Genomic DNA, 15,358 nt, shown 5'->3' with positions numbered 1-15,358 from the left:
TCAGCACTCCGCCAGTAGGGCATCGAGATCGCTAGTCGAGCGCCGGCCGATGTCCATGCCGTGCTCGTCCAGAAACGCTTGCGCGGCCAGCCGCCCCTCGGCCCGGAGCATCGAGATGAATTCCCACTCCGCATTGAGCTTGGATGATGCGCCGAACTTCGCCAGCATGTCGCTCTTGATCCGGTGCATCCGCATCTTCGCCCAGCGCGCACCTTCGCCGCTGCCGGGATCGGCGGCCTGGCGCAGCAGCGCGATCATGCGCAGCTCCTTCATCAGCGGCGAGTTGAAGGAAATCTCGTTCAGGCGGTTGAGGATCTCCGCCGCCGTCCGTGGCTCCTCCGGCCGCTCGGTCGGATTAATCTGTACCAAAATGGTGTCGTAGGCATCGCTTTCGCGCACCAGCGGCGTGATCGTCGGATTGCCGGCGAAGCCGCCGTCCCAATAGGGCTCGCCGTCGATCTCGATCGCGCGAAACATGGTCGGCAGGCAGGCCGACGCCAACAGCACGTCTGCCGTGATCTCCGCGTTGCGGAAGATGCGCCCGCGCCCGGTCCGCACCCTCGTCGCCGTGATGAACAGCTTGATCGGCGAGCGTGCGAGGCGCTCGAAATCGATGCTCTCGGCCAGCACAGCGCGCAGCGGGTTGTAGCCGGTCGGATTGAGATCGTAGGGCGAGAGCACGCGCGACATCAAATCGGTGAGGATGTAGGCCGGCGAGGTATCGAGTGTCCAGCGCCCCATCAGCCGGTCGAGCGGCGAGCGCTGCAACGGACTGAGGGCCGCCGCGCGCGACACGCGCTGCCAGTACTGTTCGAGCGCATCACGCGCGCCGTCGGCACCGCCGGCCGTCCAGCCGTCCGCCAGCACGGCCGCGTTCATCGCGCCGGCGGACGTGCCGGAGATGGCGGCGATCGTGAGCCATTTTTCTTCGAGGAGACGGTCGAGCACGCCCCAGGCGAACGCGCCGTGCGAGCCGCCGCCTTGAAGTGCGAGATCAATCAGTACGGCGTCCCGTTCCATCGGCACCCACGCGACTGAAGCTCAAATTCGACGCGATTTGTACCACGCCGAGGATGAGCCAGTGTAGAGAGCCGTGGCCGCTTGATGCAACCGGAACGTGACGTCCCGCCGTCTAATGTTCGAAGACCAGCCGTGCGCCGACGGTGCCCTCGAGGGCGCGGATCTGGTCGAGCAGCGTGGACGAATCCTGGCCGCCCAGATCGGCATCGAGCACGACGTAGCCGAGGTCGCCGGCGGTCTCCAGATATTGCGCGGCGATGTTGATATCGCGCTGGAGGAAGACCTCGTTCAGCCGCTGCAGCATGCCCGGCACGTTGCGATGGACGTGGCTGAAGCGCGCGCCTGAGGGCCGCAGATGTAGCTGCACCTCCGGGAAATTCACCGCGCCCATGGTCGAGCCGGTGATGAAATAGTCGACGAGCTTGCGCGCGACCTCGCCGCCGATGCGCTCCTGCGCCTCCTCGGTCGAGCCACCGATATGTGGGGTCAGGATGACGTTGCCGAGGCCCTGCATCGGGCTCTTGAAGCGATCGGCATTCGACGACGGCTCGACCGGAAACACGTCGATGGCGGCACCGGCGATGTGACCGTCGCGCAGGGTACGGGCGAGCGCATCGAGATCGACGACGGTGCCGCGGCTGTTGTTGATCAGGAACGAGCCCGGCTTCATCGCCCGCAGTTCCTTCTCGCCGATCATGCCGGCGGTCTCCGGTGTCTCCGGCACGTGCAGGCTGACGATATCGCTCTGCGCCAGGAGCTCTTCGAGTTTCTCGACCGGCTCGGTGTTGCCGTGGCGGAGCTTGTCGGTGCGGTCGAAGAAGATCACCCGCATGCCCATGGCTTCGGCCAGCGTCGAGAGCTGCGAGCCGATGTTGCCGTAGCCGATGATTCCGAGGGTGCGGCCGCGCACCTCCCGGCTGCCGGTCGCCGACTTGTCCCAGCCGCCCTCATGCGCCGACACCGAGCGCGGAAAAATCCGCCGCAACAGCATTACGATCTCGCCGATCACGAGCTCCGCCACGCTGCGCGTATTGGAGAACGGGGCGTTGAAGACCGGAATGCCGCGCTTGCGCGCCGCCAAAAGGTCAACCTGGTTGGTACCGACGCTGAAGCAGCCGACCGCGAGAAGCTGATCGGCGGCCTCGAGCACCTCCGCAGTGATCTGCGTGCGCGAGCGGATGCCAAGCAGCGACACGCCCTTCAGCGCCTGCCGCAGCGTCTCGCCGTCCAGCGCCTTGGTCAGGCGCTCGACATTGGTGAAGCCTGCGCTCCTGAACAGGTCCACGGCGCTGTCATTGACACCTTCGAGCAGCAGCGCCTTCGCATTCCGCTCGGGGCTTTGATCTGGGGCTGACATAGGATCTCCATGACGATCGGCTTTGTCCGGCGCTCATAGACCGCGGACGAGATGCAACACAATAGGGTTTGGATATGGGAACAAGAAGGCGCGACGGTAGATGTCACAGGCGCCCCGTCATCGCCGCGCAACGGCGAAGCCGTTGTCGCTCGAGATGCGAGGCCTGTGGTGCGAAAGCACCGCAGGGCGAGCCTCGAAGGATGAACGGTCCCGCTGCTGCAGCCGGGCCGCCTGGCCGGCGCTTCAGATGACGTAAAACCCGTGCGTGCCGTCGCGACGGAGCTGCTCGACGAGGCCGTACTCCCAGTCAAGATAGGCCTGCATCGCGCGCGCGGCGACGTCAGTGCCCTCATAGGGGCGGCGGTAGCGATGCGCCGGGTCGGGCTTCGGCACGACCTGCGGCGGACCGACCTCGAGCGCGCCGTCATAGCCGCCATCGAGCACGTAGACCTCCCAGCCCATTTGCGCGAGCCAGGACGCCGTCATGTCGGCGCGAACGCCTTTGTCGTCGGTCAAAACAATGCGCGCGCCGCGCACCGGCGCCGCCATGTCGGTCTCCTGAACAAGCTGGCCGCCGGGATAGTGGCGGAACCCCGGGAGGTGGCCGACCGCATACTCCTCCGCATCGCGCACGTCGAAACGATAGAGCGTCCGACCGGTTTGCGCGTAAAGCGCCGCCGCCTCGCTCGCGCCGATATGGCGAACGCCGGCGCGATAGGCGACATCGCGGGCGTTGGCCGGGCCGCTTTCGAACGGCCCGATGGCGCCGCGGCGGTTCGAGCCGTGGTCCAGCGTGTGCCGCGCCAACGTCCAGCCGATCGTGCCGTTGCGCAGCGCCCGCACCTTGTTGGGCACGCCAGCATTGATCAGCGACTGGGCGCCGATGATCGAGCGCGTGCGGCCTGCACAATTGACGATGATGGTGGTGCCTGGATCGGGCGCCGCGCTGCCGGCCCGCAGCACCAGCTCCGCGCCGGGCACGCTGACCGAGCCCGGGATGTTCATGGTCGCGTATTCGTCGAAACGGCGGACGTCGAGGATCGCGATGTCAGCCTTGTCGGCGATCAGCTTTGCGACCTCGTCGGCGCTGAGCGAGGGCGTGTGCCGGCGCGCTTCGACCAGCTCGCCAAAGGCCTTGCAATAGGAATTGACGTCCGCGAATACCTCAAAGCCCGCCGCGCGCCAGGCCTTCAGCCCGCCGTCGAGCGCACGAACATTGGCGTAACCGAGGCCCGCAAGCCGCTCGGCGCCGGCCGCGACCAGCCCGTCGCCGTCATCATAGAGCACGACGGGCGCGTCTTTGCGCGGCAGCCTCACCTCGGCCTCGATGGCGATACGGTCGACGGCCATGTTGGCGGCGAACAGCGGATGGCCGGTAGCGAAGGCCGCCTCGTGCCTGAGATCGAGCAGCGCGAGCTCCTCGCGCAACAGCAGCGCACGGCGGATCTCGGCGGGAGTGACGGGCTTGAGCATCATGGCATGAACCTCGAAAGGACGAGCCAGGAGCTTTTGGACGATTGCGCAAGCGTTGGCTAGCTTTTCCGGCTTCAGCTCACTCGCCGGGAACCAGGCGCCCGACCGGCGGCTGCACGGGACGTCGCAGCCGGCGGCGCGACAGATAAAGCAGGATGCCCGTGACCGCGAAAAGCGGCATCAACGCCGCGGCGAGCATGAAGGCGAGCTTGCCGGGCCAGCCCAGAATCGCGCCGCGGTGAAGGTCGTACACGCTCGCGATAATCTTCTCGCCGAACGTCTTGTCGGCATAGCGCTCCGCAGAGACCATGTGGCCGGTGGCGGCGTCGATGCGGAATTCGTCGCGTGTGGCCTCGAGCGTAGCCTCCTTCCCCCACGACCGGATCCGCATCACCGTGCCCGGTGCGGCGGGCAGCGTCAGCAAGGCTCTGGAAAAGCGATCGCCCTCCTCGTGGAGGAAGGTCGACCAGGCCCGATCGAATCCCATCGGTTGACCCGGCTCGCGCAGGGCAGCCGCGGGCGGTGGCTTCGGCAACGTGCTTGTGGCAGTGACCTCTGGACGCGCCAACAACCAGACGACGCCGTCCTTGTACCAGTCGAACGAGAACCAAAGCCCCGTCAGCGTCATCACCAGATAGATCGGCAGCACCCAGGTGCCGATCACGGCGTGCAGCGACCGGTGCAGGCCGCGGCCGCTGAGCCCGAGATTCGGCTTCAGCCACATCTTCACGCTGCGCGCGCGGCGGGGCCAGCGCAGCACGAGGCCCGAAACGAGCATGACGATGAGGCCGAGCGCCGCAATGCCGGTGATCGGGCGTCCCCAGCCCTTGGCATCGCCCGGGATCAGCAGCCACCGATGCAACCTGCGGACGGTCGCAAAGAACTCCTCCCCGCGCGGTATGCCCAGCACGCGCGCGTCATAGGGATCGACATAGAGCGAAGCCGGCCGCCCGGCCTGCTCGTCGCGCCCGAAGCGGACGTGGACGGCTGCGGACGGGTCGCTCGACAGCGTGACGGCGGCAACTTTGCCGACATCCTGCGCCGCCTTCAACCGTGCGACTAGCTCGTCCGGCAGCAGCGCCGGTGCCGTTCGCGGCGCGACTTGCATGATCCCGGCGTTCAGATGGTCGACGAGCTCGTCCTCAAAACCCATGATCGCGCCGGTCAATGCGATCAAGGCAAGCAGCGGCGCGAGCACCAGGCCCACAATGGAATGGACTTGAAGCAGGACAACCTTGATCGCGCGCCCCAACTGCACCGCCATCGCTAGAACTTCACCGTCGCCGGCGGCAGCGCCGCTTGCGCTTTCACGGTCGTCGTGGTGATGGGACATTCGGCGAGCCGGACGGCTGCGCCGATGAGAACACTCGCCCGGCTCTTGCCGGCGCAGTTTCGATGGCCGCTGACGCGCTGGCCACCCAGATAGGCACGCACTTTCGATCCACTTCAAGTCACGAACATTGAAGTGTGCGCATCTAGCAGTCGTCGCAGATGGAGAGAACCGTAGAGCGACTTGAATCCCTCTAGTGTTGAATCGTTCTAAACGCGAATGGACGCCGCACGGCAATCATCGGTCGCTTTCGCAGCGATCGCGACACGCAACGTGCCGCAATGCGTCGCGATTTTGCGCGATCTCAAGCGACGACAGGAGCCATCAGCTCGTCGAGCTTCCGCTTGAGCGCGGCGCCGTCGGAGAGCGGGCGCAGCGGCGGTCGGACGCGCAGCCAGCCTGCATCTGCGGTCTGCGCTGCGAGGATGGCCTTCAGCGTCGCGAGGAAGGACGGCGTCTTCACCACGATGTCGATCGCGGCCTGCATGCGCGCTTCGACATCGGCGCCGTCGATCATGCCCTTGACCAGCTCCGGTACGATATTGGCCATGCCGCAGATGGTGCCGGCACCGCCCTCCGCGATCGCGCGGGCGATGTCGGCTTCATTGCCGACGGTGATGGCGAGTTCGGGAGCCGCGCTGCGGAACGCCCGGAATTGCTTGAAGTCGCCGCTGGAATCTTTCAGGCCCGCGACCAGCTTGCCGTAGCGCTTGCGCAGGTTCGCGGCCACCGATGTCGGAATCGCGACGCCGGAGACCTGCGGGATGTGATAGAGCGTGGCGCGCACGCGATCGTCGGCGACCTCGTCGATGATTGCCGCGAAGGCATCCTCGATACCCTCGGGCGTGACGCTGCGGTCGAAATAGGGCGGCAACAGCAACACGTGGCGCAGGCCGAGGCCAAGCACGGCGCGCGTCAGCGCGATGCTGTCGCTGATGGCGGGAAAGCCGCCACCGATCCCGATCCGCTCGGCCGCGACGCCGGCCTTGAGCAGCGCCTCGACGGTCGCGATGCGTTCGGCGACGTTGAATGAGGTGCCTTCGCCGGTGGTGCCGAACAGCACGACGCCGTCGACACCTCTGCCGAAGAGCCATTGGGCATGCGTCGCGAGCCGGACGGGATCCACGCCGCCGTCCGACGTCAGCGGCGTCGCTGCCGCCACCCAGAATCCGCGAATCGCTTCCGTCATCACACCACCCATTGCTGCGGCCTCGGCGTAAGCCCCTGATGCATAACGACCTTCGGGGCTCGATTGGGCCTTGTTTTTGCTTTACTTTTCCCCTTGTACCTTACATACAAGCTCGGGGCAATTCCCGTGTTCGCTCGCGCTCAGTCGGCTGCGGGCGACCTCAAGAGGTGCTGCATGGATATGGTGACCCCGGCCGATCATCCCAACCAATTGCTCAGCGCCCTCCGCGACAAGCTCGGCGCCGCGGCCGTGCTGACTGGCGCCGAGGTGCCCGCGCGCAATTGCAACGACTGGAGCGCGAGCCTGCCGCAAACGCCGCTCGCGGTGATCCGTCCGCTCGATGCGCAAGGCGTCGCCGACGCGATCGCGACTTGCCGGCAGGCGCGGCTGCCGTTTGTGCCGCAGGGCGGATTGACAGGTCTGTGCCGCGGCGCCTCGCCCGAGCCAGGCTGGGTCGCGATCTCGCTCGAGCGCATGGTCGGCATCGAGGAGATCGATCGTGCGTCCGCAACGATGACGGTGAAGGCCGGTACCCCGCTCGAGACGATCCAGAAGGCCGCCGACGAGGCCGGCTTCTTCTTCCCGCTCGATCTCGGCTCGCGCGGCTCCTGCGCCATCGGCGGCAATCTCTCCACCAATGCCGGCGGCAACCGCGTGATCCGCTACGGCATGACGCGCGAACTGGTGCTCGGCCTCGAAGTGGTGCTGCCCGACGGCGCGATCATCACCAGTCTCAACAAGCTGATGAAGAACAACGCCGGCTATGATCTCAAGCATCTCTTCATCGGCTCGGAGGGCACGCTCGGCATCGTCACCCGCGTGGTGCTGCGGCTGTTTCCAAAGCCGCGCTCGACCATGGCTGCGCTGTGCGCGCTGAAGGACTATGCCGCGGTGATCGAGCTGCTCGGGGCCGCGCGAAGCGGGCTCGGCCCGCTGCTCTCGGCGTTCGAAGTGATGTGGCCGGACTATTGGGAGGTGATCACGGCGCGCGCCGGCGTAAAGCCTCCGGTCGCCGCAGGCCACGGTCTCTACGTGCTGGTGGAGGCGCAGGGCACCGACGAGAGCTTAGATGCCCCGCGATTCCAGAGCTGGCTCGAAGAGCTGATGGAGCGCGGGCTCTTGGCGGATGCTGCCGTAGCGCAATCGCTGGCGCAGACCCAGGCGTTCTGGCGGGTGCGCGACATCTGCGCCGAATTCGGCCAGGTGCTGGGGCCGCACATCTCCTACGATATAGGCCTTGCCGTGGCGCGGATGGACGAGTTCGTCACGCGCTGCAAGGCGGCGCTCGCGAAGGGCATTGAAGGATGCGAGAGCGTCTATTATGGCCATATCGGCGACGGCAACCTGCACCTCGTCTCCTGGGTCACGGGCCGCGCCATCGAGCACCAGCCGAAGGCGGAGATGGACGCGATCATCTATGGTCTGGTACGCGAAATGGGCGGCAGCGTCTCCGCCGAGCACGGCATCGGCACGCTGAAGAAGCAGTGGCTGGGGCATGCCAGGAGTGACGCCGAGATCGCGCTGATGCGCACGCTGAAGGCCGCGCTCGACCCCGAGCATCTGCTCAACCCCGGCAAGGTGATCTGACTGCCGCAACGCCATGGGAGCGCCGATGAGAGCCTTGAAGCTCGATGCGCCGAAATCGCTGTCGCAGCGCGTCATGCTGCGACTGCGCCAGGCCATCATCGACGGCGATTTCGCGCTTGGCGCGGCGATTTCCGAGGAGATGGTTGCGAACTCCTTCGGCGTCAGCCGCACGCCGGTGCGCGAGGCGATGGGGCAGTTGCAGGCGCAGGGGCTCGTGGTGATCAGGCCGCAGGTCGGCAGCTTCGTCTTCACGCCGAGCGCCGAGGACATCACCGCGCTGTGCACCTTCCGGATCGCGCTCGAACCCAAGGCGGCCGAGCTCGCGTTCCGTCACGATCGCGACGGCGCGATTGCGACAATGGGCGCCGCGATCGCGGCGATGGAGCCCGCGGTCGCGGCCAGGGACAACATCGCCTATGGCCGCGCCGATGCCGCCTTTCACGAGGCGCTGTTCGCGCATTGCGGCAACCGCTATCTCGTCGAATCCTATCAGCTCGTCTCGGGCCGCGTCGCGGCGCTGCGCACCAACCTGACCTCCCCGATCGACGTGCGGACCCGCACATCGTTCGACGAGCATCGCAAGCTGCTCGATTTGTTCGCACACGGCGAGCTCGCGGCGTTCGAGACGCTGGTCACGACGCATATCACCAATTCAGGCGTGGCCTATGCGCGGGCGTTGAAGGTGGACTGAGCGGCCGCTAAATTAGTGCCCGCCGTTCGGTTCGGGTCGATCCAGAAAATCGAGCGCGGTGTTGATCTGCTCGAGCTGGTGCTCGATCCTGTCGCGTTCCTCGACCGCCTGCGCTTTGTCCAGTTGCTCCACGAGCTGCTGCTTTCGCGCCAGCAGGTTCTCTATCACCGTACTCACAGCTCCCCCTCGCCCGAGACGAACATTCAGGTCAAATCCGATTGCAGGCATCAGCGCCTCGATCGCGTAAAGCGCGCCCCCGCGTCGACCCCCTGACCAGAATGTTCGCGGAAGCGGTTGGTTCCTGCGGCCGAATTCCTGCCATCGGGACATCACCGCCCAATCAGGCGCGAGGCGGGAACCGCGATCTATCACGCGCCCGTCGGTTGAATTCGCCTGGCCGGGGTCTTATGCGTAGGCGCCATGGACACCCAAATCACCGCCGAAAGGCCCCTGATGGCCCGGGCGCGGCCCGGCAAGCCGGCGCCGTTCCTCCCGATGAGCCGCGCCGAGATGACGGCGCTCGGCTGGGACGCCTGCGACATCGTGCTGGTCACGGGCGATGCCTATGTCGACCATCCGAGCTTCGGCATGGCGATCATCGGCCGGCTGCTGGAGGCGCAGGGCTTTCGGGTCGGCATCATCGCGCAGCCCGACTGGCATTCGGCCGAGCCGTTCAAGGCGCTAGGCAAGCCGCGCGTGTTCTTCGGCGTCACCGGCGGCAACATGGACTCCATGGTCAACCGCTACACGGCGGATCGCCGCTTGCGCCACGACGACGCCTATACGGCCGGCGGTGAGGGTGGCCGGCGCCCGGACCGTTGCACCATCGTCTACGCCCAGCGCTGCCGCGAGGCGTTCAAGGAGGTGCCGATCGTGCTCGGCGGCATCGAGGCCTCGCTGCGTCGGATCGCGCATTACGACTACTGGTCCGACAAGGTGCGCCGCTCGGTGCTGGCCGATGCCAAGGCCGACCTCTTGCTCTACGGCAATGCCGAGCGCGCCGTCGTCGAGGTGGCAAACCGGCTCGCCGCCGGCGAAGCGCCGCGCGATCTCGACGACGTCAGGGGTGTCGCGCTGTTCCGCCGCGTGCCCGACGACTACACCGAATTGCATGCCGACGACCTCGACTCCGCCGACGAGGGCGCATCGCGGACGCGGGGCGCGACCGTAATCCGGCTGCCGGCCCTGGAGCAGGTCGAACAGGATCGCGAGGCCTATGCAAGAGCCTCGCGCGTGCTGCACCGGGAGAGCAATCCCGGCAATGCGCGGCCACTGGTGCAGCGCCATGGCGATCGCGATCTGTGGCTGAACCCGCCGCCGATCCCGCTCACCACCGAGGAGATGGACGCGGTCTACGACCTCCCCTATGCCCGCGCGCCGCATCCCTCCTATGGCGACGCCAGGATCCCGGCGTGGGAGATGATAAAATTCTCGGTGACGATCATGCGCGGCTGCTTCGGCGGCTGCACCTTCTGCTCGATCACCGAGCACGAAGGCCGCATCATCCAGAACCGCTCGGAAGGCTCGGTCCTGCGCGAGATCGAGAAGATCCGCGACCGCACGCCTGGCTTCACCGGCGTGATCTCCGACATCGGCGGTCCCACCGCCAACATGTACCGGATGGCCTGCAAGGATCCGAAGGTCGAGGCCGCGTGCCGGCGGCCGTCCTGCGTCTTCCCCGAGATTTGTCCGAACCTCAACACCTCGCATGACGATCTGATCCGGCTCTATCGCAAGGTGCGCGAGGTCAAAGGCGTCAAGAAGGTGATGGTCGCCTCCGGCGTGCGCTACGATCTTGCGGTGGAGAGCCCTGAATACATCAAGGAGCTCGTCACCCACCACGTCGGCGGCTATTTGAAGATCGCACCCGAGCACACCGAGCGCGGTCCGCTCGACAAGATGATGAAGCCGGGTATCGGCGCCTACAACCGCTTCAAGCGGATGTTTGATGCCGCCGCCGAACAGGCCGGCAAGAAATACTATCTGATCCCCTATTTCATCGCCGCGCATCCGGGCACGACCGACGAGGACATGATGAACCTCGCGCTCTGGCTCAAGAAGAACCGCTACCGCGCCGACCAAGTGCAGACCTTCCTGCCCTCGCCGATGGCGACGGCGACGGCGATGTATCACACCGGCGTCAATCCGCTGCGCGGCGTGCGGCGCGGCGGCAGCGACCAGGTCGAGGCGATCAAGGGTCTTCGGCAGCGCCGGCTGCACAAAGCATTCCTGCGCTACCACGACCCCGACAACTGGCCGCTGCTGCGTGAAGCGCTGAAAGCGATGGGCCGCGCCGACCTGATCGGCTCCCGTCCTGACCAGCTCGTGCCCGCGCACCAGCCGCCCGGCACCGGCAAGGCTGCCGGCACAAAGCGTCCGATGCGCCCCGGCGGCCGGACACAGCGCTTCACGACCAAGGGCGTGCGGTTGATGAAGTAGCGGGCAAACGAGATGCGATCAGCTTCGCCCTGATGCTTTCCCGCCCCCTAAACAAAAAAGTCGAAAACAACCCCATGCAAAGTAGCCGGCAGTCGCAGTGTCAATGACTTAAGCACTTTGCGAAGCCGTTGACACGTCGGGCAAAACAGGCGCACGATTCTATCATCGGGGCGCGCTGGCTAGGGCGTGCCCAGTTTGGGGGGCGCACCAGGTCCGCTGTGCCCCTGATAACGGCGCAATCGACAACCCATTCGAACGAGCCCTTCTTCAGTGAACCATTTTTTTGCCGCGAGGACTAACCTCTAAGCGGAAATTTACGGCTCGCCATGTCGAGCGGTATCGAAGACATGATTTGTCGTTCCCGCGGCTGCAATACGGTCGCGTGCTGTGGTCGCTCTTCTGCTGATTCAGTCCGGAAGAAGTGAGCTGGCGCCTGCCGTAACCCTCACCACCGCACCTTTCGGAGGGATACCATAACCGAGATCCGGCTGGCCTCGGGTGCAGAGCAGGGCGATTGTGCTTGGATACCTGCGGGAACTGAGCTGAGGGAGGTGTCAAATTTGCCATGAGAGGCGTCGCGGAGTGGCTCGAGTCGATCGGCTTGTCAAAGTACGCTCAGCGCTTCGCCGAAAACGGCATTGACCTCTCAGTTCTCCGCGACTTGACGGACCAGGACCTCAAGGACCTCGGCGTCTTGCTCGGTCATCGCCGCAAGATGCTCCGTGTCATCGCGGAGCTTGATGATGCGGCTGTGCCTAAACCGGCGAAAACAGCGACCGGACCGGGGCGGCCGGATGAGGGCGAGCGGCGCCATCTGACGGTGATGTTTTGCGACTTGGTTGGCTCCACTGCCCTTTCGGCGCGGTTGGATCCGGAGGACATGCGAGCCCTGATTGACGCGTATCATATCTGCATCGCAGAAGTCATAGGCCGTTATCAGGGAAGGATTGCTCGCTATATGGGTGACGGTGCATTGGACTATTTCGGCTATCCGCACGCCCATGAGGATGATGCCGAGCAGGCTGTGCGCGCTGCGCTCGCACTCATTGATGCCGTAGCGAGCATCCGGAATGTCGCCGCGCCGCTGCAGATTCGCATTGGCATTGCGACGGGGACTGTGGTTGTAACCGAGGTGCTGATTGAGGATATTCCAGCGGAGCAAGCGGTTGTTGGTGAGACGCCGAACCTCGCCGCGCGCCTGCAGACGATGGCCGAGCCGGGGACTGTGTTGATCTCCGCGGGCACACGCCGTCTCACCGGGGGAGAGTTCCATTATCGCGACCTCGGTCCCGTCGCGCTTAAAGGCTGGGCGGAGCCGCTCCGGGTTTATCAGGTGCTGGGAATGAGCGGTGTAGAGAGCCGCTTCGAGGCCATGCACACCACCAAGCTGCCGCCGCTGTTTGGGCGTGAGGAGGAAATAGAGCTGCTGCTACGCCGCTGGCGACAAGCGACCCAGGAAGAAGGCCGGGTGGTGACGCTTGCGGGAGAACCGGGGATTGGCAAATCACACATTGCGTTGGCGCTTAATGAGCGGCTCCACGCTGAATCACACGTCACGCTGCGCTATTTCTGCTCTGAGCATCATACCCACAGCGCATTGTTCCCATTCATCGGCCAGCTCGAACGTGCTGCCGGGTTCAGGCACAGCGACTCACCTCAGGATAAGCTATCGAAGCTCGAGGCTCTGCTGGCGCAATCCACACGGGATCCCGAACATCTGGCAGTTCTGGCCAACTTATTGGCGCTCCCGACAGATGACCGCTGCCGATTGCAGGACCTCACTCCACAAAAACGCAAAGAGAAGACCTTTGCGGCATTGCTGGCCCAGCTCGACGGGTTAGCGGCGCAGTGGCCGGTTTTGCTTGTTTTCGAAGATGTACACTGGATTGACCCAACCTCGCTTGAGCTCCTCGCAGCTACTGTGGAGCACGTGCCGCAGCTTCGGGTACTGGTGCTGATCACGGCCAGGCCCGAATTCACTTCGCCCTGGCCGAGCTATCCCCACACCACAACGATCCCGCTCACCCGCCTTGGCCGACGCGACGGCACAGCGTTGGTCCTGCGGGTGACCGGGGGGAAAACACTCCCCAGGGAGGTAATGGAGCACATTCTCGCACACACCGATGGAGTGCCGCTCTTCGTCGAGGAATTGACGAAGATGGTGCTGGAAGGCGGTTTGTTGCGAGAACGGGACGGGGAATATGTTCTCGAGACACCTCTGCCGTCATTGGCGATCCCAACCACGCTGCAGGCTTCGTTGATGGCTCGCCTTGACCGGTTGTCACCGGTGCGGGACGTCGCCCAAATCGGTGCCGTCGCGGGTCGCGAATTCCACTACGAACTTGTGAGTGCCGTCGCCGGGCTGCCGAAGCAGAGATTGGACGAGGCGCTCGACCAATTGGTGCGTTCGGAACTGCTGTTCTGCCGGGGCGAAATTCCACACGCGGTTTACACCTTCAAACACGCGCTGGTCCGGGACGCCGCCTACTCGGGACTTTTGAAGGGCCGACGCGCGGCACTGCATGCCAGAATCGCAGACGCCTTCGAGCAACGGTTCCCAGAAATTGTGGAGGCTCAACCCGAAACTCTCGCGCACCATCTCACGGTGTCGGGACTGTTTGAAAAGGCGGGAGGATATTGGCTGCAGGCCGGCAAGAAAGCCGCGATGCGCTCCGCCAACCTCGAAGCCATCGCCCACCTGCAGCGAGGTATCGAGGCTTCCGTCCATTTGGCCGACGGCGCAGCGAAGAACAGGCTGGAGCTTGATTTCCAGTTCGCTCTGGGCCCCTGCCTGATCGCTACCCAGGGGCCTGCCTCGAACAAGGCGGTGGCGACCTTCACGCGTGCTCGCGAGTTGTGCGAGCGCCTCGGAGATCCCCCCGAGCAGCTACAAATCATGTTTTGGTTGGCCACCGCGAGCGTCATTCGCGGTGAGTTGCCGGTTGCCGAGGAAATGGTCGCAGTCCTGCTTCATCTCGCCGAGGCGCGCGGCAATCGACCAGCGTTGCTCAACGCAATGCGCGGGCAAGCCATGATTCGCCTTTTCATGGGGCATCTCCCCGGTGCCCGCGAAGCGATCGAACGGGCCCTTGAGGCGTTTGACGCAAGCACCGAGGACGAGAGATTGGCGGCCCGTGCCGCCGGCCAGGATGCCGGAGTGGCAGACCTTGCCCTGATGTCTTGGGTTCTTTGGCTGCTCGGCGACGCCGACACGGCAATCACACGAATGGACGCCGCCATCCGGCGGGCAGACGGCATCTGTCATCCACATTCGCAGGCTTATGCTTGCTATTATGCGTCTGTTCTCCACGCTCTTCGTGGCGAGGTATTGACTGCGCGCCGCTATGCCGAACGCTGTCTCACCTTGTCGGAGGAACACGGATTCCGGCAATGGCGAGGATTGGCGCTCGCCGTGCGGGGGATATGCATGACCTTTCTTGCCCCTTCATCCAGCGCACTCGAGGAAATCCAGACTGCGATGAATGAATATCGTGGCGCAGGGTATCAACTGGGCATCACGGCACTGTACGTGCTCTTGTGTCCGGCCCTGTTGTCGAGCAATCAATGCGAGGGTGCAGTGGAGCTGATCGAGCAGGGCCTCGCTACCGCCAGCCGTAATAGCGAACGGGTGTTTGAGGCCGAATTGTATCGACTGAAAGCGCGCGCGCTGCTCGTCCGCGGCGCGCCGGAAGCCAGCACCGAGGCGCAATCACGGCTCGATCAGGCATTGACCACGGCAAGAAGCCAACAAGCTAAAGCCCTTGAACTTCGAGCTGCAACGGACCTTGCAGCCTTATGGATCGACCAGGGCAGGCGCGAGGAGGCGCTCGAACTGCTCGCGCCCATCTACACCTGGTGTACCGAGGGCTTTGAAACGAACGATCTGAAGGAAGCGAAGGCTTTGCTCGATCGATTGCGGTGACTTGCGCTATCGCTTGTCCAAACCGCGGCGCACCTGGAAACCTTGTCAGAGATCTTTTTCACCTCGAGATATGCGCCACATGGGTCGCATCCCTTGAAGATCGCCGGTGGCTGCACGATAATCCGCTTGCTGGACAGCGCGCCGCTCGCAGTCCGCACGAGGATGCCTGAGGTATCCAGTAGCGGCTTTAATCGCCGCAAACGATCAGCTCGGTCACGCTCTACGGCCCCAACCTCGACCTCCTGCGGGTGCTGCGCCTTAGCCTGTCCAGATGCAAGCGCTCTGTGTGATGTTGCGGCTTGGTACCACAGCCGCAGCATCGGCGGCCTCCGCTTGGTGGCCGTCGCGGT

Annotated in this window: 11 protein-coding genes; 4 read left to right on the top strand and 7 right to left on the bottom strand. The window is 64.8% G+C overall.

Annotated features, from left to right (window positions below; translation table 11 throughout):
* From MTR72_RS06440 to MTR72_RS06415, 6 genes are all read right to left on the bottom strand, one after another.
* Positions 1-1,020: a patatin-like phospholipase family protein gene (locus MTR72_RS06440; protein WP_280968016.1), complete on the bottom strand. Its 1,020-nt coding sequence runs from the start codon at positions 1,018-1,020 to the stop codon at positions 1-3.
* A 112-nt stretch (positions 1,021-1,132) separates the two neighbouring features.
* On the bottom strand, positions 1,133-2,377 hold the full coding sequence (gene serA / locus MTR72_RS06435; protein ID WP_280968015.1) for a phosphoglycerate dehydrogenase: 1,245 nt from the start codon (positions 2,375-2,377) through the stop codon (positions 1,133-1,135).
* A gap of 243 nt (positions 2,378-2,620) precedes the next feature.
* Complete coding sequence (locus tag MTR72_RS06430) at positions 2,621-3,853, bottom strand: rhodanese-like domain-containing protein (RefSeq protein WP_341510241.1); 1,233 nt, start codon at positions 3,851-3,853, stop codon at positions 2,621-2,623.
* A 76-nt stretch (positions 3,854-3,929) separates the two neighbouring features.
* The gene (locus MTR72_RS06425; RefSeq protein WP_280968013.1) at positions 3,930-5,114 is read right to left on the bottom strand and encodes a PepSY-associated TM helix domain-containing protein; all 1,185 of its coding nucleotides are present in this window, start codon (positions 5,112-5,114) and stop codon (positions 3,930-3,932) included.
* Positions 5,115-5,116: 2 nt separating this feature from the next.
* On the bottom strand, positions 5,117-5,284 hold the full coding sequence (locus MTR72_RS06420) for a hypothetical protein (RefSeq protein WP_280968012.1): 168 nt from the start codon (positions 5,282-5,284) through the stop codon (positions 5,117-5,119).
* A gap of 200 nt (positions 5,285-5,484) precedes the next feature.
* Positions 5,485-6,369: a dihydrodipicolinate synthase family protein gene (locus MTR72_RS06415; RefSeq protein ID WP_280968011.1), complete on the bottom strand. Its 885-nt coding sequence runs from the start codon at positions 6,367-6,369 to the stop codon at positions 5,485-5,487.
* Positions 6,370-6,543: 174 nt separating this feature from the next.
* Between MTR72_RS06415 and MTR72_RS06410 the strand changes: the two genes are divergently transcribed.
* Both MTR72_RS06410 and MTR72_RS06405 read left to right on the top strand, forming a co-directional pair.
* The gene (locus MTR72_RS06410) at positions 6,544-7,956 is read left to right on the top strand and encodes an FAD-binding oxidoreductase (protein ID WP_341510240.1); all 1,413 of its coding nucleotides are present in this window, start codon (positions 6,544-6,546) and stop codon (positions 7,954-7,956) included.
* A 25-nt stretch (positions 7,957-7,981) separates the two neighbouring features.
* The gene (locus MTR72_RS06405; protein ID WP_280968009.1) at positions 7,982-8,647 is read left to right on the top strand and encodes a GntR family transcriptional regulator; all 666 of its coding nucleotides are present in this window, start codon (positions 7,982-7,984) and stop codon (positions 8,645-8,647) included.
* 12 nt (positions 8,648-8,659) lie between these two features.
* Here the strand turns inward: MTR72_RS06405 and MTR72_RS06400 are convergent, their stop codons facing one another.
* Positions 8,660-8,875 carry a hypothetical protein gene (locus MTR72_RS06400; protein ID WP_280968008.1) on the bottom strand — a complete coding sequence of 72 codons (216 nt, stop codon included), beginning with the start codon at positions 8,873-8,875 and terminating at the stop codon, positions 8,660-8,662.
* Between the two features lie 192 nt (positions 8,876-9,067).
* Between MTR72_RS06400 and MTR72_RS06395 the strand changes: the two genes are divergently transcribed.
* Positions 9,068-11,086 carry a YgiQ family radical SAM protein gene (locus tag MTR72_RS06395; protein WP_280968007.1) on the top strand — a complete coding sequence of 673 codons (2,019 nt, stop codon included), beginning with the start codon at positions 9,068-9,070 and terminating at the stop codon, positions 11,084-11,086.
* A gap of 565 nt (positions 11,087-11,651) precedes the next feature.
* Positions 11,652-15,008, top strand: a complete 3,357-nt coding sequence (locus tag MTR72_RS06390; protein ID WP_341510239.1) for an adenylate/guanylate cyclase domain-containing protein — start codon at positions 11,652-11,654, stop codon at positions 15,006-15,008.
* Positions 15,009-15,358 lie beyond the last annotated feature (350 nt).

The sequence above is a fragment of the Bradyrhizobium sp. ISRA442 genome (genome assembly GCF_038085055.1).
In the GTDB taxonomy this organism is placed as follows: Bacteria; Pseudomonadota; Alphaproteobacteria; order Rhizobiales; family Xanthobacteraceae; genus Bradyrhizobium.
The sequence above is the reverse complement of the archived record's forward strand: the minus strand, read 5'-3'. Positions and strand labels throughout refer to the sequence as shown.